The sequence below is a fragment of the Serratia sp. JKS296 genome (assembly GCF_900215445.1).
In the GTDB taxonomy this organism is placed as follows: domain Bacteria; phylum Pseudomonadota; class Gammaproteobacteria; order Enterobacterales; family Enterobacteriaceae; genus Serratia; species Serratia marcescens.
The window spans coordinates 1,514,919-1,533,680 of sequence record NZ_OCMX01000001.1 but is presented as its reverse complement, the minus strand read 5'-3'; the positions used below and the strand labels follow the sequence as shown (position 1 = coordinate 1,533,680).

At 57.3% G+C, this 18,762-nt stretch carries 13 protein-coding genes and 2 tRNA genes; 7 read left to right on the top strand and 8 right to left on the bottom strand.

Features of this window, described 5'->3' with window-relative positions; genetic code table 11:
• Positions 1 to 43 precede the first annotated feature (43 nt).
• The 4 genes from CRO23_RS07260 to CRO23_RS07245 all read right to left on the bottom strand — a co-directional run bounded on the left by CRO23_RS07260 (position 44) and on the right by CRO23_RS07245 (position 1,295).
• Positions 44 to 119, bottom strand: a tRNA-Thr gene (locus CRO23_RS07260).
• 6 nt (positions 120 to 125) lie between these two features.
• Positions 126 to 213: transfer RNA gene (locus tag CRO23_RS07255), tRNA-Ser, on the bottom strand.
• A 157-nt stretch (positions 214 to 370) separates the two neighbouring features.
• On the bottom strand, positions 371 to 700 hold the full coding sequence (osmE, locus tag CRO23_RS07250) for an osmotically-inducible lipoprotein OsmE (protein ID WP_004935874.1): 330 nt from the start codon (positions 698 to 700) through the stop codon (positions 371 to 373).
• A 127-nt stretch (positions 701 to 827) separates the two neighbouring features.
• A complete protein-coding gene (locus tag CRO23_RS07245) occupies positions 828 to 1,295 on the bottom strand; it encodes a nuclear transport factor 2 family protein (RefSeq protein ID WP_097101629.1) in 468 nt (155 codons plus the stop codon).
• A gap of 106 nt (positions 1,296 to 1,401) precedes the next feature.
• Between CRO23_RS07245 and CRO23_RS07240 the strand changes: the two genes are divergently transcribed.
• Entirely contained in the window at positions 1,402 to 1,980 is a 579-nt protein-coding gene (locus tag CRO23_RS07240) for a TetR/AcrR family transcriptional regulator (RefSeq protein ID WP_097101627.1), read from the top strand.
• Here the strand turns inward: CRO23_RS07240 and CRO23_RS07235 are convergent.
• Together CRO23_RS07235 and ompC are read right to left on the bottom strand one after the other, a co-directional pair.
• The gene (locus CRO23_RS07235; protein ID WP_079450283.1) at positions 1,974 to 2,390 is read right to left on the bottom strand and encodes a VOC family protein; all 417 of its coding nucleotides are present in this window, start codon (positions 2,388 to 2,390) and stop codon (positions 1,974 to 1,976) included. The genes CRO23_RS07240 and CRO23_RS07235 overlap by 7 nt on opposite strands.
• A gap of 152 nt (positions 2,391 to 2,542) precedes the next feature.
• Positions 2,543 to 3,673: a porin OmpC gene (gene ompC, locus CRO23_RS07230; protein WP_028127739.1), complete on the bottom strand. Its 1,131-nt coding sequence runs from the start codon at positions 3,671 to 3,673 to the stop codon at positions 2,543 to 2,545.
• A 695-nt stretch (positions 3,674 to 4,368) separates the two neighbouring features.
• On the opposite strand from ompC, the gene CRO23_RS07225 reads away from it, so the two are divergent.
• From CRO23_RS07225 to rcsB, 4 genes are read left to right on the top strand one after another with little or no spacing between them, the layout of a single operon-like run.
• The gene (locus CRO23_RS07225; RefSeq protein WP_028127740.1) at positions 4,369 to 4,776 is read left to right on the top strand and encodes a DUF4186 domain-containing protein; all 408 of its coding nucleotides are present in this window, start codon (positions 4,369 to 4,371) and stop codon (positions 4,774 to 4,776) included.
• Between the two features lie 54 nt (positions 4,777 to 4,830).
• Positions 4,831 to 5,985: an MFS transporter gene (locus tag CRO23_RS07220; protein ID WP_048324445.1), complete on the top strand. Its 1,155-nt coding sequence runs from the start codon at positions 4,831 to 4,833 to the stop codon at positions 5,983 to 5,985.
• 20 nt (positions 5,986 to 6,005) lie between these two features.
• The gene (rcsD, locus tag CRO23_RS07215; protein WP_079450284.1) at positions 6,006 to 8,708 is read left to right on the top strand and encodes a phosphotransferase RcsD; all 2,703 of its coding nucleotides are present in this window, start codon (positions 6,006 to 6,008) and stop codon (positions 8,706 to 8,708) included.
• Positions 8,701 to 9,351 carry a response regulator transcription factor RcsB gene (gene rcsB, locus CRO23_RS07210; RefSeq protein ID WP_004935900.1) on the top strand — a complete coding sequence of 217 codons (651 nt, stop codon included), beginning with the start codon at positions 8,701 to 8,703 and terminating at the stop codon, positions 9,349 to 9,351. Before rcsD ends, rcsB begins: the two co-directional genes overlap by 8 nt.
• 61 nt (positions 9,352 to 9,412) lie before the next feature.
• Here the strand turns inward: rcsB and rcsC are convergent, their stop codons facing one another.
• Positions 9,413 to 12,274, bottom strand: coding sequence for a two-component system sensor histidine kinase RcsC (rcsC, locus tag CRO23_RS07205; RefSeq protein ID WP_097101625.1), 2,862 nt, complete (start codon positions 12,272 to 12,274; stop codon positions 9,413 to 9,415).
• A 166-nt stretch (positions 12,275 to 12,440) separates the two neighbouring features.
• The gene (gyrA, locus tag CRO23_RS07200; protein WP_028127742.1) at positions 12,441 to 15,083 is read right to left on the bottom strand and encodes a DNA topoisomerase (ATP-hydrolyzing) subunit A; all 2,643 of its coding nucleotides are present in this window, start codon (positions 15,081 to 15,083) and stop codon (positions 12,441 to 12,443) included.
• Positions 15,084 to 15,295: 212 nt separating this feature from the next.
• Between gyrA and ubiG the strand changes: the two genes are divergently transcribed.
• Both ubiG and nrdA read left to right on the top strand, forming a co-directional pair.
• Positions 15,296 to 16,021 (top strand): bifunctional 2-polyprenyl-6-hydroxyphenol methylase/3-demethylubiquinol 3-O-methyltransferase UbiG, encoded by a 726-nt coding sequence (gene ubiG, locus CRO23_RS07195; protein ID WP_004935909.1) that lies wholly within the window; start codon positions 15,296 to 15,298, stop codon positions 16,019 to 16,021.
• A gap of 438 nt (positions 16,022 to 16,459) precedes the next feature.
• A complete protein-coding gene (gene nrdA / locus CRO23_RS07190) occupies positions 16,460 to 18,748 on the top strand; it encodes a class 1a ribonucleoside-diphosphate reductase subunit alpha (protein WP_016926928.1) in 2,289 nt (762 codons plus the stop codon).
• The last annotated feature ends 14 nt before the right edge of the window (positions 18,749 to 18,762 follow it).

Here is an 18,762-nt window from a genome sequence, read left to right as displayed (position 1 = left end):
CAAAAAACCGCCAACCTTGCGGTTGGCGGTTTTTTGGCACTCATGGTGCCGGCTACCGGAATCGAACTGGTGACCTACTGATTACAAGTCAGTTGCTCTACCTACTGAGCTAAGCCGGCTGAATTTGGCGGAAGGACAGAGATTCGAACTCTGGGAGCTGTTACACTCGACGGTTTTCAAGACCGTTGCCTTAAACCACTCGGCCATCCTTCCAATGGGCGCTGATATTAGCGATACCGTTATGAAATGTCTATCATTTTGATGCAAAAAAATGGCATGGACGGTGCGGTTGCCTAAACTTCAAGCCTTAAACGCTTAAAAAATGAAAAGCCCCGCGAAAGCGAGGCTTTTATGTTCGGCTTAAACGCGTTTACTTCGGCTGCGAATCGTAGTCGGAACAGGTTTGATAGCCCTTGTTCATGACATGGCCCGTGTCGTTGTAGCTGACAAAGTACGTTTGCACTTTGCCATCGCGCGGCGCGACCGCATAGGTATCGCAAGTGCCTTGCGCATGAATCAGCGTGGCGGACGTCGACGGCGGACCGGCAATCGCCCGCACCTGCTGCTTGGTCATCCCTACTTTGACATCGCTGACCACCGGCTCATTGACATAACTGGTTGCACGGTCATAGGCGGTGCAGCCGGCAAGAATGGAAAATACCGCCGCAGTACCGACGGCCAAAACCAACTTCTTCGTCATAGCTTGTCCTCTTGGAGTACGTTTGTTGTCCCCTAAGTCTAGAAGCGGAAAGGCTTTTCTACAAATTCCCGTTTGTCGATCGGTGCGCTTTTTCTCGCGATCGGCCGGCGCGGGCACGACATCGGATTCAAAAGCCGAAATCGCTCAGCGACGGGACATCGTCCGGGCGCCGACCGAGTGGCCAATGAAAACGCCGATCCTGTTCGCGAATCGGCATGTCGTTGATGCAGGCATGGCGGTTAATCATCAGCCCCTCCTGATTGAACTCCCAGTTTTCATTGCCGAAGCTGCGATACCAGTTGCCGGAATCGTCGCGCCACTCATAGGCGAAACGCACCGCGATGCGCGCGCCGTCAAACGCCCACAGTTCCTTAATCAGCCGATACTCCAGCTCTTTCGCCCACTTGCGTTGCAAAAATGTGACCACCGCCGCGCGGCCGTCGACAAATTCCGCGCGGTTACGCCAGTGGGTATCGAGGGAATACACCTGCGACACCCGCTCAGGATCGCGGCTGTTCCAGGCATCCTCCGCCAGCCGCACCTTCTCGATAGCGGATTCGCGGGTAAAAGGCGGCAATGGGGGTTTAATGCTCATGCTTATCTCCTGAGTGAAGGCATGTAGACAACTCTGTCTACATTATTACGCTAGCGCATGTAGACAGAGTTGTCTACAATCACTCGAAAATAGCTTGGAGAAAATGATGACCGTCGATCGCAATACCTTACCCGCCCGCCAGCGCATCCTGCTGACGGCTCACGATCTGTTTTATCAGGAAGGGATCCGCGCCACCGGCATCGATCGCATCATCAAAGAATCAGGCGTCACTAAGGTGACGTTTTACCGCCACTTTCCCAGCAAGAACGATTTGATTACGGCGTTTTTGGCCTATCGCCACCAGCAGTGGCTCACCTGGTTCAGCACAGCGCTGGATCGCCATGTGGCACAAACCGGTGGGTTGCTGCCGGCGCTGGCGCCCTGCCTGGCGGAATGGTTCGACGATCCGCGCTTTCGCGGCTGCGCGTTTATCAATACGGCGGTGGAAATCGCCGACCTGCTGCCGGAAAGCCTGCAAATCGCCGGCCGGCATAAGCGGCAAATGGCGGATGAACTGGCGCGTCACCTGCCCGCCGGCCCACAGCGGGAACAGCGGGCGGCAATGCTGGCGATGCTGATCGACGGCGCCATCGTCAGAGTGCAGATAGAGCGGCAACCGCAGGCCGCGCTGCAGGTGCTGAATGCCGCGTTGGACATGTTGGCGCAAGGCGGGTTCGATCAGTAATTGGCCCAAATGCCCGGCGTCACCAGTTCCAACAGGTGGGCGTCGGGATCGCGAAAATAAATGCTCTCCCCGCCGTGTTCCCAGCGCATCCGCCCCTCAATCTCCACGCCGTTGTCCACCAGATGCCGTTCCCAATGCGGCAGTTGCTCTTTCGTCACCGCCAGCCCGATATGCGCCGGCCCCACGCCATCGTGCGCAGGAATAAACCCGGTCGGATAGTGCGCCCCGCGCAGCGAATCACCTTCGATAAACAGCAACAGTACGCTCCGATCGCCGACGTTGTAGGCGCGAAACCGTTCGTTGGCGGCCATCGTCGGCAGCTTCAGCACCTCCCGGTAAAAAGCGTCCGCGCGTTCAATATCGCTGACATACAGCACCGTTTCGATCACCTTGTCGATCTTGAGTTCCATATCACCTCCGCTCTGTTTTCCGTTCTGACAGCGTAGGTCGAACAGAGGCGCTCCGAAGCGCTTCTCGAGCCGACAACGGATCAATCCGTGCTTTTTACCAGCAAAAAAAAACGCGGCCCAAAGGCCGCGCTGTGTCATTCACACGTTGGTGCTTAGAACTGGTAAACCAGGCCCACGGCAACCACGTTGTCGGTGTTGATACCGGCAGCGTCGGTGAAATCGTTGTTGTCCACCAGGTTGATTTTGTAATCAACATAGGTGGACATGTTTTTGTTGAAGAAGTAGGTCGCACCCAGGTCGACGAATTTGACCAGATCTTGATCGCCGTAGTCCTTGCCGTTACCGGCGCGGCCCAGGTCTTTACCTTTGGTCTGGTTATAGCCGACGAACGGACGCAGACCGAAGTCGAACTGGTAGTGCGCATAGGCTTCGAAGCTCTGCGCCTTGTTGGCGTAGCCGTAAACGCTGCTGTCGGAGCTACCGAAACGCGCCGCGTTGTAGGACTGGGTGAACATCACCGCCAGGTAGACGTCGTTGGCGTCATATTTCAGACCGCCGGAGTAGCCTTCGGCCTTGTCGCCGCGGCCCATAATATTGCGGTACGCGCCGGCGCCGTTCTGCTCGCTGGTGCGGCGAGAGTTAAAGAAGGCGCCCGCCGCGCTGATGCCGTAGCCCATGTCATAGCTCATGGACATGCCGTAGCCTTCGCCGTTTTGGCCCAGAACGTCACGACCGTTGTTGGTCTCTTCGCCGTTGCCGTTTTTACCCTGGTACTGCAGGGCGAAGTTCAGGCCGTCAACCAGACCGAAGAAGTCGTTGTTACGGTAGGTCGCCAGGCCGCTGGAACGCTGGAACATGAACTGGTCGGCGCCGTAGGTCATACCGTCGAACTCAGGCTGCAAGTCGGTATACGCCGCGACGTCGTACAGCACGCCGGTGTTACGGCCGTAGTCGAAGGAGCCGTAGTCGCCGAATTTCAGACCGGCGAAGCCGTAACGGGTGAAGTTCTTGTTGTCTTGGCTTTCAGCGTGATTCAGGTTCGCCTGATATTCCCACTGGCCGTAACCGGTCAGCTGATCGCTGATTTGCGTTTCGCCGCGCAGGCCAAAACGCATATAAGACTGATCGCCGTCCACGCCGTTGTCGCTGGAGAAATAGTGAAGACCGTCGACTTTACCGTACAAATCCAGTTTATTACCGTCTTTGTTGTAGATTTCCGCCGCGCCTGCTGTGCCTGCGACCAGCAGTGCGGGTACCATCAGAGAGAGTACTCGAAGTTTCATCGTTATTATCCTCGTTAATTATGTCGAGCTACGGCCACTGCCCTTTTCGAGCATTATTAGCACGACTGTGCATTACCATTCTGGTAACAAGGGTTATATTAATCCAGAAAGAAAATGATACCAAGTATCCGATAGTGTTTCATTATAATTAATAAAGGTTTCAAAATGTAAATACGCGCGAACTTTCACAAAACATTACAGACAAACAAAATAAAGCACTTAAAGACAAAGAATAGATTAATTGATAAAAAATCATGTAGTTATACATATCTTTAAGAAAAAAAAGCCAACCATACAATTGAGCCAGACAATAAGCACATTGTGCCAAAACGCAGCCCACACGCAGCCGCTATAATCACCTCGCTATCATCATTATTTTCATTATTACCTTCATTATCCGAAGATAATTTCTGCATTCCTTTAACCGGCTTCTGGCCGGTTTTTTATTTCCCCCCATACTCCCCTCACAATTTCAGCCCGTACAAATAGCACGCAAATAAATAACCCAATGATATAGTTTCATTAATTCACTTTCGCACTAATTGCTAATCTTTTTCCTTATTTTAGTCTACAAATTGAACTTGCTTTTCATTTCGTGCTTTATCGCATCAATTATTTCCCGCCGCAGGCACCATTAGCCGCCGAGTTTCAGTTCTGGTAATCTGAAAAAAGCGCACCTTCAGCGAGTAAAATTCATGATGCCCTTTCAACCCGACGTGCTGTGGCGGCGGCTGCAAAGTTCCCCCTTCCGCGCTCGCTTCCGTTTAAATGCCAAAGACCAGACTTATCTCGATGGCAAGGGATTGCCGCTGATCCTCAGCCATGCCCGCGATTTTATCGACCGCCGCCTGGCCGCCGCCCATCCTAAAAACGACGGCAAGCAAACCCCGATGCGTGGCCACCCGGTGTTCGTCGCCCAGCATGCCACTGCCACCTGCTGCCGCGGCTGTCTGGAAAAGTGGCACGGCATAGCGCAAGGCGTCGCACTGGACGAGCAGCAAAAGGACTATATTGTCCAGGTTATCGCGCTGTGGCTGGTGCGCAGAGGCGGCGCCGGGGATGTGTCGGGCACGAATATTTTCGACCCGGATCGCGGATTGTGATAAAAACTGTCAGTAACTTTCACCATTCTTTTGACCCAAGATCCTGACGCTTACATGACAGCCACCTTGTGCAATGAACAGCAAACGCCCGGCGTTCCTCAACAGATCGCCACCCGTCTGGCCTTTTTCGTCGCCGGTCTCGGCATGGCCGCCTGGGCGCCGCTGGTCCCCTTCGCCAAAGCGCGCATCGGTATCGATGATGGCTCGCTCGGCCTGTTGCTGCTCTGTATCGGCGCCGGCTCCATGCTGGCGATGCCGCTGACCGGTTTCCTGACCGGCAAACTGGGTTGCCGTGCGGTGATCCTGATGGCCGGGCTCGGGTTGTGCATCGATCTGCCGCTATTGGCGCTAATGGATTCCCTCGGCGGCATGGCCGCGGCGCTGCTGCTGTTCGGTGCGGCGATCGGCATGATCGACGTAGCGATGAACGTGCAGGCGGTGATCGTCGAACGCGCCAGCGGCAAGGCGATGATGTCCGGTTTTCACGGTTTCTTCAGCATCGGCGGCATTGCCGGCGCCGGCGGCGTCAGCGCGCTGCTGTGGCTGGGGCTGACGCCGCTGCAATCCACCCTGCTCACCGTGCTGGCGGTGATCGCGCTGCTGACGCTGGCCAGCCGCCATCTGCTGCGTGAGAGCGGCGCCGATGACGGCGGGCCGATGTTCGTCTTGCCGCGCGGCTGGGTGATGTTCATCGGCATTCTGTGCTTTATCATGTTTCTGGCGGAAGGATCGATGCTCGACTGGAGCGCGCTGTTTCTCACCACATTGCGCGGCGTCGAACACAGCCAGGCCGGTCTGGGCTATGCGCTGTTTTCCATCACCATGACGCTCGGCCGGCTCAATGGCGATCGGGTGGTGAACTCGCTGGGCCGCTACCGGGTGCTGCTGCTGGGCAGCCTGTGCGCCGCTCTCGGCCTGAGCCTGGCCATCGCCTTCAATCACGCGACCGTTTCGCTGGTCGGTTTCATGCTGGTCGGGCTGGGCGCCTCGAACGTCGTACCGATCCTGTTCAGCGCCGCAGGCAACCAGCGCGACATGCCGGCCAATTTGGCGATCGCCTCCGTCACTACCGTCGGCTATGCCGGTATTCTGGCCGGCCCGGCGTTGATCGGCTTCATCGCTCAGTTTTCCAGCCTGACGGCGGCCTTCGCTTGCGTAGCCGTTCTGCTGTTGGCGGTGGCCGCCAGCGCCAGGGCCGTCACTCGCTGATTCAGGAATGCGCAGCCACTATGCAAAATAAACAATTGACCATAAGCTCCAGCAACATTACCCGCTGCTTCCTGCTGTTTATCGTGCTGCTGACGATCGGCATCGGCCTGTATGGCTACAACTACACCAACGCCTGGCTGGCGGAAAAGAAGTACACGCTGAACAGCATCGCCGGTTCGCTGCAAAAGCGTATCGATGCCTACCGCTATATGACCTATCAGGTCTATGACAAATTCGGCAATGCGCCGGCGCAGAATGTCGATCCCGGTTTGCAGGAAACCCGCCTGCGGCCCGATGTCTATTATGTCGAGAAACCGCACAAGAAAACCGACGCGGTGATCTTCGGCAGCCATGACGAAAACACGCTGGCGATGATCGCCAATATCTCGGACTACCTGGACACCCGCTGGGGCGCCAAGACCGAGAACTACGCCATGTATTACCTCAATGGTCAGGACAATAGCCTCAGCCTGATCACCACCCAGCCGCTCAAAGAGCTGGCTTCGCGCTTTCGGGAAAGCTACCTGACCACCTCGGCGGACGAACGCCGCGCCGAGATGCTGCAACAGGCCAATATGCTCGACGAACGCGAGAGCTTTTCCGACCTGCGCAAGCAGCGCTTCCAGAACGCCTATTCGTTCTCGATTCGCACCACGTTCAATCAGCCGGGGCATCTGGCGACGGTGATCGCCTTCGATTTGCCAATCAACGACATCATTCCGGCCAATCTGGCCCGCGCCAATTTCCTGCTGCTGCCGGACGATGTCGATCTCGACGATAGCGCCATCCCGGCGGACACCGTCCTCGGTACCCATGCGACGATGAGCGGTGGCTGGGTGGAGTTCAGCGCCGCTCTGCCCAATGCGCCGCTGAAGGTGGTGTATCGCGTTTCGGCCATCAATCTGGCCATCGATCTGCTGCGCAACAACATCTGGCTGATCGCAGTCAACTTGCTGCTGCTGGCGCTGTCGATGCTGAGCATCTACTTTATCCGCCGCCAGTACATTCGCCCGAGCGAAAACATGGCGGTAGAGCTGGAGGCCGAGCGCGCGCTGAATCAGGAGATCATCTCCAGCCTGCCCTCCGGCCTGCTGGTCTACAGCTTCGCCAACAATACGGTGATCGCCAGCAACAAAATCGCCGAGCACCTGCTGCCGCACCTCAGCCTGCAAAAGATCGCCCATATGGCCGAACAGCATCACGGGGTGATCCAGGCGACGGTCAACAACGAGGTGTATGAAATCCGCATTTTCCGCAGCCAGCTGTCGCCGGACACCTACCTGTTCCTGATGCACGATCAGGATAAAGAGGTGATGGTGAATAAGCGGCTGCAGCAGGCGCGGCGCGAATACGACAAAAACGTTCAGGCGCGCAAGCTGATGCTGCACAATCTTGGCATCGAGCTGAATCAGCCGGTACGCAAGATGCACGATCTGGTCGACCGTCTGCACAGCCGGCCGGATGAGGAACAACAGCAAGCTCTGCTGGGCCAGCTGACGGCGGCGTCGGCTTCGGTGCTGGAGTTGATCGATAACATCACCCTGCTGACCCGGCTGGAAACCCAGGACTGGCAACCCACGCGCGAGCCGTTCAACCCGACGGCGATGATCGACGAGTTGCTGCTGGAGGCCCTGCCTGCCCTTAATCAGAAGGGGCTGGCGCTGTTCAAGCATTTCCAGCTGGACGTCGAGCAGAACTATATCGGCGACGCCAACGCGCTGCGCAAGGTGATCTCGCTGCTGGTGCATTACGCCATTATCACCACCGCCTGCGGCAAGGTTTCTCTGGTTATCGACCATGAGCCCGAGCACCCTGACCGCCTGATTTTCCAAATCAACGACACCGGCTCCGGCATCTCCAACGAAGAGATCAGCAACCTTAACTATCCGTTCCTCAGCCAGACGCTGGTGGATCGCTTCAACCACGGTTCCGGCCTCACGTTCTTCCTGTGCAATCAGCTGTGCAAGAAGCTTAACGGCCAGTTGGACATTCGCAGCAAGGTGGATATCGGCACTCGCTACACCATTCGCGTCGCCATGGAGATGGAGAAAAAAGAATCGAAGGAGCAGGAAAAGCTGCTCGACGGCGTCACCGCCTTGCTGGACGTTACGTCGGATGAAGTGCGCGGCATCGTGACTCGTCTGCTGCAGGCCTACGGCGCCGACTGCCTCGTCGCCGAAGATCGCGCGGTCAACCGCGATTATGACGTGCTGCTGACCGATAACCCGCAGCGCGCCGATGATTACACCCTGTTGCTGGCGACCGATGAACCGGGCTGGCAAGCGCTGGATAAACGCTACATTCGGGTGAACTATAATCTGAACGGCGCTTTAATCGACGCCGTGCTGATGCTGATCGAACAGCAAATGGCCGCGCTGGAACAGGAAGAAAGCCCGCTTTCATTGAGCTCAGAAGATATCCAACTCTATGAAAAACAATTGAAATCAAGTGATTACTATGGGCTGTTTGTCGATACAGTACCCGACGATGTCAAAAAACTGTATACTGAGGCGGGCAGCAGTGATTTCAATGCGCTGTCACAAACCGCACACCGCCTGAAAGGCGTGTTTGCCATGTTAAATCTGCTTCCCGGCAAGCAACTGTGCGAATCGTTAGAACAGCGCATCGCGGAAGGTGATGCGCCCGAGATCGAGAATAACATCAGTCAGATTGATTTTTTCGTCAGCAGACTGCTGAAGCAAGGTAGCCAACAACATGAATAACCTGAACGTAATTATTGCTGATGACCATCCTATCGTACTGTTTGGCATCCGGAAGTCACTTGAGCAAATTGAATGGGTGAATGTCGTTGGGGAGTTCGAAGACTCAACCGCACTGATCAACAATCTGTCCAAGCTGGACGCCAACGTGCTGATCACCGATCTGTCGATGCCGGGTGACAAGTATGGCGACGGCATCACGCTGATTAAATACATCAAGCGCCACTATCCGCAGTTGTCGATCATCGTGCTGACCATGAACAACAACCCGGCGATCCTGAGCGCGGTATTGGATCTGGATATCGAAGGCATCGTGCTGAAACAAGGCGCGCCGACCGATCTGCCGAAGGCGCTGGCCGCCCTGCAAAAAGGCAAGAAGTTCACGCCGGAAAGCGTCTCCAAACTGCTGGAGAAGATCAGCGCCAGCGGCTATGGCGACAAACGCCTGTCGCCGAAAGAGAGCGAAGTGCTGCGTCTGTTCGCCGAAGGTTTCCTGGTGACCGAAATCGCCAAGAAACTCAACCGCAGCATCAAAACCATCAGCAGCCAGAAGAAATCGGCGATGATGAAGCTGGGCGTCGAAAACGACATCGCCCTGCTCAACTACCTCTCGTCCGTCAGCATGACGCCGTTGGACAAAGACTAAAGCCCGCCTCACGGCAGGTTAACGCCAAACAGGCACGGCATCCGCCGTGCCTGTTTGCTTTTCAGACCTCGCTGCGGTTGTAGCGTACCCGTTGGCTGTAATATGCCAGCGTCTGCTCCAGCGTCTCCAGCGTGACCGGCTTCGACAGGCAATTATCCATGCCCGCCTCGAGGCAGCGCTGTTTCTCTTCCGCCAACGCGTTCGCCGTCACGCCAATCACCGGCGCACTGAACTGCATCTGCCGCAGGGTCTGCGTCAGACGATAGCCGTCCATGTTCGGCATATTGACGTCGGTCAGCACAATATCGACGTGGTGCTGTTTCAGCACGCCGAGCGCGTCGACGCCATCATTGGCGGTCACCACCTGATACCCCAGCGACCCCAGCTGATCGGAAAGCAGACGACGGTTGATCGGATGATCGTCAACCACCAGCAGATAAATATCGCCGTTGTCCGCCGCACTGGCCTTGGCGGGCACCGGCAGTTGCACCAGCGCCTCTGCCGCGCCGTTGCCGACGCCGAACAACCGGTTGATTAAGGTCAGCGTTTCACGCGGCGTAGAGGTGCTGTGCATCCAATAGCCCGGCCGGGTTTCCTGCGATGGACCGATATGTTCGGTGGAGAATTGGATCTGAGCCAGCAGCGGCGTGTTCATCATCAGCGGGTAATCGCTGAGCATCACCTCGCCGGCGGCGGTATCCTGCCCGTCATAGCGCTGGATATCGGCGCCGTAGCCGCCCAGAATCGCCATCAGGTAACTTTCCAGGCGCTGATTGCGGATATCCAGCCACAGCCGCCGGCCCTGCCAGGTATCGCTGGCCTGCGGGATCGGGAACTGGGCGTTAAACAATGGAATGCGAATGCTGAACAAGCTGCCCAGCCCCGGTTCGGACTCGACGGAGACGTCGCCGTCCATCAGGTTGACCAACTTCTCGCAGATCGCCAGCCCCAAGCCGGTTCCCTGGAAGTGGCACTGCACGCCGGTCCCCACCTGGAAGAACGGATCGAACAGGCGCGAGATTTCCTTCTCCGGGATGCCGACGCCGGTATCGCGCACGCTGAACTCTAGGTAGCTGCCGCGGGTGCAGACCTGCAGCACGATACAGCCGGTATCGGTGAACTTGATGGCGTTGTTCACCAGGTTGGAGAGCACCTGCTGCAGCCGCACCGGATCGCCGAAAATGCGCTCCGGCACGTTCTGTTCGATAAAGCAGTACAGCCCCAGACGTTTCTTCACCACCAGCGGCAAATAGTTGCCGGCGATATGGGTGATCACCTCCAGGCAGGAGAACTCGCGCGGTTCGATCTTCAGCTGTTCGGACTCGATTTTGGAGAAATCGAGAATATCGCTGATGATTTTCAGCAGCAGGCCGGAAGAGTTATTCATCGCGTTGACCAGCCGATCGACCCCTTGCGGCAGCGCCTTGGTCTGCAGCAAATCGAGGTTGCCGATAATGCCGTACAGCGGCGTGCGCAACTCATGGCTGACGGTGGCCAGGAACATCGATTTGGACTGGCTGGCCTGCTCCGCTGCCGCCGCCATCTCCTGCAGCGACTCTTCCATCTTCACGCGCGCGCTGACGTCCACCAGCACGCAGATCGCCACCTCTTCGTTGCGGTAGCGCGAGTGGACAAAGCTGATCTGCAGGTTGTTGTTGTTGCTGGTCATCACATCGACGAAATTCGCCTGCTGTTCGCAAATGATGCGCGTAATACGATCGCGATCTTCGTGGGTCAACAGGTTGATGTAGTTATGCGCCAGTTCGTTACTCAGGATATTGGTGCCGTCGCTGATACGCAGGATGCAGATGCCCACCGGCGCCGAGGCGACAATCTTGCGGTTGAACTGCTCGTGTTCTTCCAGACGGAAGGCGTTCTCCTCAGCCGGCAAGAACATCTTGCGCTCAAACAGCCAGGCCAGCGTGAACAGCACGATAGCCGATAACAGGTTCAGCAACAGCGCGTTGAGGATCAGCATCTTGAAGCGTTCCACCACGCTTTTCACCGGCAGCGCATAAACGATGCTCAGCGATGAAGGCGGCAACGCTTTCTTCAGGATCAGGTCGCGGTAATTGTCGACATAACCGAAGTAAGCATGCTCTTCGGGGTAGCTGTTGAGCGCAGCGGCATAGCGATCGCCGTCCGCCAGACGCAGCACCGGCTCGTTGTTCTCATCCAACAGCGTGACGCCGATCGGCAGGCTGCCGGCGGTGACGAAATCTTCCAGCCGGACGGTTTGCTCGATGCCCAGCAGCGCCTCCAGCTTATTACCGATATAGAGAGGGGTCAGCACATACAGATAACCGATGTCGGGCCGCTGCGCGCTGGGGCTGATCCAATACAGGTTGTTGTCTTTGTCCAGATTCTTGGCGTTGCGGTATTTCAGAATGCGCTCATGCAGGGACTTCAGCACGTTTTCCCGATTGGCGCTCGCGTTGCCGCCGCCGAATTCCGCCATACACAGGCTGTCGCCGCCGATGAAGAACACCCGGTTAAGATCGTAGGCCGCCACGAAGTTTTCTTTCCAATACTGGATCAGGCCGCTCAGCGAATCGAGCGAACTGCGGTAGGTGGTGCTCAGCGTGCAGTTGGACTCCGGGTACAGCGGAAAGAATTGCGGCGGGCTGCCTTTGCCGGGAAACACGCCGCTGAACATGTCCAGGCTGCTGACCGAACCGTTGAGGCGATTCTCCGCCATATACTTGATGTCGCGGATGATGTCGGCGGAATGGCGGATGTAGCCCTGCGCCTGATCGAAGTTGAGGTTGTACTCCTGCCGGATGTCAGATTCTTTCTGATGCAGGATATTCAGAATATAAAAGGTGGTGAGCAGCGCCCCCAACGACCACAGCAAAATCGCCAGCACCCGGAACAAGTAGCGGGATATTTTCAGCGTAGTTCGAAAAGAGGCTAAGTATTTCAATCGGATACCATACGAAAGTCAGTGACGGCGCGCGTTGTCGCCGGCGCGGCGGCCGGCGGCTCGGTGCGCCAATTAAACCATATAACTGAAAAAGGGCCTAGCATCGCTGCCAGGCCCTTTTGTCTCAGTGCATTACGGCGTCGGCATGCCGACGCCCTCACCTTGCTTAAACGTTGTCGTCGTCCACCGGCTCAGCCGCGTCGTCGCCATCGTCCAGCGGCGTGGTGTCTTCTTCCACCGCTTCCGCGCCCGGTTCCAGGCTGTCCAGCTCTTCGTCTTCCACCGGTTCGGCCACCCGCTGCAGACCGACGACATTTTCGTCTTCCGCCGTGCGGATCAGCGTCACGCCCTGGGTGTTACGACCGACCACGCTGACTTCCGAAACGCGGGTACGCACCAGCGTGCCGGCATCGGTGATCATCATGATCTGGTCGCTGGTTTCCACCTGCACCGCGCCGACCACCTGGCCGTTACGCTCGCTCACCTTGATGGAGATAACCCCCTGGGTGGCGCGTGACTTGGTCGGGTACTCGGTGACTGCAGTACGTTTACCGAAGCCGTTTTGCGTGACGGTCAGGATGTCGCCCTCGCCGCGCGGCACGATCAGTGAGATCACGCTATCGCCTTCGCCGAGGTTGATGCCGCGCACGCCGGTCGCGGTACGGCCCATCGAACGCACCTGCGTTTCCGGGAAGCGCACGACTTTACCGTTAGCGGAGAACAGCATCACTTCGTTGCTGCCGTCGGTCAGATCGACGCCGATCAGTTCATCGCCCTCGTTGAGGTTGACGGCGATGATGCCGGCGCTGCGTGGGCGGCTGAACTCGGTCAGCGCGGTTTTCTTCACGGTACCGCTGGCGGTGGCCATGAACACGTGGCGCCCTTCTTCATACTCGCGCACCGGCAGAATGGCGGTGATACGCTCGTCGGCTTCCAGCGGCAGCAGGTTGACGATTGGGCGGCCGCGCGCGCCGCGGCTGGCTTCAGGCAGTTGGTACACCTTCATCCAGTACAGGCGGCCACGGCTGGAGAAGCACAGGATCGTATCGTGGGTGTTGGCCACCAGCAGGCGATCGATAAAGTCTTCTTCTTTAATACGCGCGGCGGACTTGCCTTTGCCGCCGCGGCGCTGCGCTTCATAGTCGGACAGCGGCTGATACTTCACATAGCCCTGGTGAGACAGGGTCACCACCACGTCTTCCTGGTTGATCAGGTCTTCGATGTTGATGTCGGAAGTATTGGCGGTGATCTCGGTGCGGCGGCCGTCGTTGTACAGCTCTTTGACCGCCACCAGCTCTTCGCGGATCACTTCCATCAGGCGCTCTGGGCTTTCCAGAATAAAGATCAGCTCGGCGATAAAGTTGAGCAGCTCTTTATATTCGTCCAGCAGCTTCTCGTGCTCCAGGCCGGTCAGTTTCTGCAGGCGCAGATCCAGAATCGCCTGAGCCTGCTGCTCGGTCAGGTAGTATTTGCCGTCGCGGATGCCGAACTCCGGCTCCAGCCACTCAGGGCGAGCGGCGTCGTCACCGGCGCGTTCCAGCATGGCGCTGACGTTGCCCAGATCCCACGGCTGCGCCACCAGCGCGACTTTCGCTTCCGCCGGGGTCGGCGCACGGCGAATCAGCTCGATGATCGGGTCGATGTTGGCCAACGCGATAGCCAGCGCTTCCAGAATATGGGCGCGGTCGCGGGCCTTGCGCAGTTCAAAGATGGTGCGGCGGGTGACCACTTCGCGGCGGTGGCGCACGAAGGCTTCGAGGATGTCTTTCAGGTTCAGCAGTTTAGGCTGCCCCTGATGCAGCGCGACCATGTTGATGCCGAAGGTGACCTGCAGTTGCGTCAGCGCATACAGGTTGTTCAGCACCACTTCGCCGACCGCGTCACGTTTGACTTCGATCACGATGCGCATGCCGTCTTTATCGGACTCGTCGCGTAGTGCGCTGATGCCTTCCACGCGTTTTTCTTTCACCAGTTCGGCGATCTTTTCGATCAGACGCGCCTTGTTCACCTGATACGGGATCTCGTGAACGATGATGGTTTCGCGCCCGGTCTTGGCGTCGGCTTCCACTTCCGCGCGCGCGCGCAGGTAGACTTTGCCGCGCCCGGTGCGGTAGGCCTCTTCAATGCCGCGGCGACCGTTGATGATCGCCGCCGTCGGGAAGTCCGGCCCCGGGATGTGTTCCATCAGCCCTTCGATGCTGATGTTTTCATCGTCGATATAGGCCAGGCAGCCGTTGACGACTTCCGCCAGGTTGTGCGGCGGAATATTGGTAGCCATGCCCACGGCGATGCCCGACGAGCCGTTGACCAGCAGGTTCGGGATCTTGGTCGGCATGACGGCCGGGATCTGCTCGGTGCCATCATAGTTAGGCACGAAGTCGACGGTTTCTTTTTCCAGATCCGCCAACAGTTCGTGAGCAATCTTGGACATGCGCACTTCGGTATAACGCATCGCCGCCGCGGAGTCGCCGTCGACGGAGCCGAAGTTACCCTGACCGTCCACCAGCATGTAGCGCAGTGAAAACGGCTGAGCCATACGCACGATAGTGTCGTAAACCGCGCTGTCACCGTGCGGGTGATATTTACCGATCACGTCCCCGACGACACGGGCCGATTTCTTGTATGGTTTATTCCAGTCGTTACCCAATACGCTCATCGCGTACAGAACGCGGCGGTGAACCGGCTTCAGTCCATCACGAACATCTGGCAGGGCACGTCCGACAATAACGGACATCGCATAGTCCAGATACGAGTTTTTCAACTCGTCTTCGATGTTTACCGGTGTGATTTCTCTGGCAAGGTCGCTCATGGAGCTGCTATCCCTCTACTAATGATTCATCTGCCCGCTGCCATAGTGGCAAAGGTGTAAAACTATATCACAAAGCACGCTTTACGGGAAAATAACCGCCGCTGTTTCACGGAAATTGTGCAGATAAGTGCGCTAAAAACGCATCGGCACAGACGATGCCGCGCCGGAACATGTATAATCCGCGCAACGAGAACAAGGAGCCAGACAAGCCCATGAACGCAGAATCATCCAGCCGAGTGCAAAACGTTGACCACCAGGAAATCGCCAAGTTCGAGGCCGTCGCCTCCCGCTGGTGGGATCTGGAAGGCGAGTTCAAACCGCTGCACCGCATCAACCCGCTGCGCCTGAACTACATCATGCAGCGCGCCGGCGGCATTTTTGATAAGCAGGTGCTCGACGTGGGCTGCGGCGGCGGCATTCTGGCGGAGAGCATGGCGCGCGAAGGCGCCAAGGTAACCGGGCTGGACATGGGCGCGGAGCCGCTGCAGGTCGCCCGGCTGCACGCCCTGGAAAGCGGCATGGACGTCACCTATGTACAGGAGACAGTGGAAAGCCACGCTCAGGCCAACCCGCAGCGCTACGACGTGGTCACCTGCATGGAGATGCTGGAGCACGTGCCGGATCCGGCCTCGGTGGTACGCGCCTGCGCCCAACTGGTGAAACCGGGCGGCCACGTGTTCTTCTCCACCATCAACCGCAACACCAAAGCCTGGCTGATGGCGGTGATCGGCGCGGAGTACGTGCTGAAGATGGTGCCGCAGGGCACCCACGATCATAAGAAGTTCATTCGCCCTTCCGAACTGATCGGCTGGGTCGACGGCACGCCGCTGCGCGAAAAACACATGATCGGCCTGCATTACAACCCGATCACCGATCATTTCAAGCTTGGGCGCAACGTTGACGTGAACTACATGGTGCACACCCAGCACGAAGGTTAAACGCGGTAAACCGCGCCGGCCCTGCATTACCGGGGGGCGGCGCCATTGACGTATTCGGAAAAATACCTAATTTTCGCGACTTCGATCAAAATAGCGGTTGTAAACAGTTTTTTAGAATATTAAATCAGATCAATATGCCGTTTTTTTCTAACGTTTAATAAAGCGCCAAACGATCGGTTTTTTCAGTTTTTAAGGAAAATCTGATCTCGCTTATTGACAAGCTTGTCGCGCCAGTCACGGCGCGCACTGCGAAAGGCAAGTGACATTTCACCCCCAAGTTATCCACAAATTAGGCGGGTTTTGTTCACTTGCAAACGCCGTTTTTTCTCACTATCTTGTTACCTCACCGACATACAACCCCTATATATAGTGTTTACATACTGAGCAGAGCGACTACACTTCTGCTTAGGGGCACCATACGGACAGGTAAAACACCACATGAACCAAAGTCTGCTTGTAACTAAACGCGATGGCCGTAAAGAGCGCATCAACCTCGACAAAATCCACCGGGTCATCGATTGGGCCGCAGAAGGATTACACAACGTCTCGGTTTCTCAAGTAGAGTTGCGTTCCCACATTCAGTTTTATGACGGCATCAAAACCGCCGATATTCACGAAACCATCATCAAAGCCGCTGCCGATCTGATCTCCCGCGATGCGCCGGACTATCAGTACCTGGCCGCTCGCCTGGCGATCTTCCACCTGCGCAAAAAGGCTTACGGCCAGTTCGAACCGCCGAAGCTGCACGCTCACGTGACGCGCATGGTCGAGATGGGCAAATACGATAAACATCTGCTGGAAGACTACAGCGCTGAAGAGTTCGAGCAGATGGACTCCTTTATCGATCACTGGCGCGACATGAACTTCTCTTATGCCGCCGTCAAGCAGCTGGAAGGCAAGTATCTGGTGCAGAACCGCGTCAGCGGCGAGATCTACGAAAGCGCCCAGTTCCTGTACATGCTGGTGTCCGCTTGCCTGTTCTCCAACTACCCGCGTGAAACTCGTCTGGACTACGTCAAACGTTTCTACGACGCGATTTCCACCTTCAAGATTTCGCTGCCAACGCCGATCATGTCCGGCGTGCGCACCCCAACCCGTCAGTTCAGCTCCTGCGTGCTGATCGAGTGCGGCGACAGCCTGGACTCCATCAACGCCACCTCCAGCGCCATTGTGAAATACGTTTCGCAACGCGCCGGCATCGGCATCAACGCCGGCCGCATTCGCGCGCTGGGCAGCCCGATCCGTGGCGGGGAAGCTTTCCATACCGGTTGCATTCCGTTCTACAAACACTTCCAGACCGCCGTCAAATCCTGCTCGCAGGGCGGCGTGCGCGGTGGCGCGGCAACGCTGTTCTACCCGATGTGGCACCTGGAAGTGGAAAGCCTGCTGGTGCTGAAAAACAACCGCGGCGTTGAAGGCAACCGCGTGCGCCACATGGACTACGGCGTGCAGCTGAACCGCCTGATGTACCAGCGTCTGATCAAGGGCGAAGACATCACCCTGTTCAGCCCGTCCGACGTGCCGGGGCTGTATGACGCATTCTTCGCCGATCAGGACGAATTCGAACGTCTGTACACCCAGTACGAGAAAGACGACAGCATTCGCCAGAAGCGCGTGAAAGCGGTTGAGCTGTTCTCGCTGATGATGCAAGAGCGCGCCTCTACCGGCCGCATCTACATCCAGAACGTCGACCACTGCAACACCCACAGCCCGTTCGATCCGCAGATCGCGCCGGTGCGTCAGTCCAACCTGTGCCTGGAAATCGCCCTGCCGACCAAGCCGCTGGAAGACGTCAACGACGAGAATGGCGAAATTGCGCTGTGCACCCTGTCCGCCTTCAACCTGGGCGCGATCGACAGCCTGGACGATCTGGAAGAGCTGGCGACCCTGGCGGTGCGTTCACTCGACGCCCTGCTGGATTATCAGGATTATCCGATCAAGGCCGCGCACCGTGGCGCGATGGGTCGTCGCACCCTGGGCATTGGCGTGATCAACTTCGCCTATTACCTGGCGAAAAACGGCGTGCGCTACTCCGACGGCAGCGCCAACAACCTGACCCACAAAACGTTCGAGGCCATTCAGTACTACCTGCTGAAAGCCTCCAACCGCCTGGCTCAGGAACAAGGCGCTTGCCCGTGGTTCAACGAAACCACCTATTCGCAGGGCATCCTGCCGATCGACACCTACAAGAAAGACCTGGATGCGATCTGCAACGAGCCGCTGCACTACGACTGGGAAACCCTGCGCAAAGAGATCCAGGAAACCGGTCTGCGCAACTCGACGCTGTCCGCCCTGATGCCGTCGGAAACCTCTTCGCAGATTTCCAACGCCACCAACGGCATCGAGCCGCCGCGCGGCCACATCAGCATCAAGGCGTCGAAAGACGGCATCCTGCGCCAGGTGGTGCCGGAGTATGAGCGTCTGAAAGACAACTACGAGCTGCTGTGGGAAATGCCGAGCAACGACGGCTATCTGCAGCTGGTGGGGCTGATGCAGAAATTCATCGACCAGTCGATTTCGGCCAACACCAACTACGATCCTACCCGCTTCCCGGGCGGCAAGGTGCCGATGAAGCAGTTGTTGAAAGACCTGCTCACCACCTACAAGTTCGGCGTGAAAACGCTGTACTACCAAAACACCCGCGACGGCGCGGAAGACGCCCAGGAAGATTTGCAGCCTGCCAAGGCCGGCGATGACGACTGCGAAAGCGGCGCCTGCAAGATCTAAAGTTTGACCTAGCG

What these genes read in the sequence shown, in the direction of transcription:
- osmE (WP_004935874.1), bottom strand. Translation starts at nt 700, where the DNA reads ATGACGAAGAAGTTGGTTTTGGCCGTCGGTACTGCGGCGGTATTTTCC.
- CRO23_RS07245 (WP_097101629.1), bottom strand. Translation starts at nt 1,295, where the DNA reads ATGAGCATTAAACCCCCATTGCCGCCTTTTACCCGCGAATCCGCTATC.
- CRO23_RS07240 (WP_097101627.1), top strand. Translation starts at nt 1,402, where the DNA reads ATGACCGTCGATCGCAATACCTTACCCGCCCGCCAGCGCATCCTGCTG.
- CRO23_RS07235 (WP_079450283.1), bottom strand. Translation starts at nt 2,390, where the DNA reads ATGGAACTCAAGATCGACAAGGTGATCGAAACGGTGCTGTATGTCAGC.
- ompC (WP_028127739.1), bottom strand. Translation starts at nt 3,673, where the DNA reads ATGAAACTTCGAGTACTCTCTCTGATGGTACCCGCACTGCTGGTCGCA.
- CRO23_RS07225 (WP_028127740.1), top strand. Translation starts at nt 4,369, where the DNA reads ATGATGCCCTTTCAACCCGACGTGCTGTGGCGGCGGCTGCAAAGTTCC.
- CRO23_RS07220 (WP_048324445.1), top strand. Translation starts at nt 4,831, where the DNA reads ATGACAGCCACCTTGTGCAATGAACAGCAAACGCCCGGCGTTCCTCAA.
- rcsD (WP_079450284.1), top strand. Translation starts at nt 6,006, where the DNA reads ATGCAAAATAAACAATTGACCATAAGCTCCAGCAACATTACCCGCTGC.
- rcsB (WP_004935900.1), top strand. Translation starts at nt 8,701, where the DNA reads ATGAATAACCTGAACGTAATTATTGCTGATGACCATCCTATCGTACTG.
- gyrA (WP_028127742.1), bottom strand. Translation starts at nt 15,083, where the DNA reads ATGAGCGACCTTGCCAGAGAAATCACACCGGTAAACATCGAAGACGAG.
- ubiG (WP_004935909.1), top strand. Translation starts at nt 15,296, where the DNA reads ATGAACGCAGAATCATCCAGCCGAGTGCAAAACGTTGACCACCAGGAA.
- nrdA (WP_016926928.1), top strand. Translation starts at nt 16,460, where the DNA reads ATGAACCAAAGTCTGCTTGTAACTAAACGCGATGGCCGTAAAGAGCGC.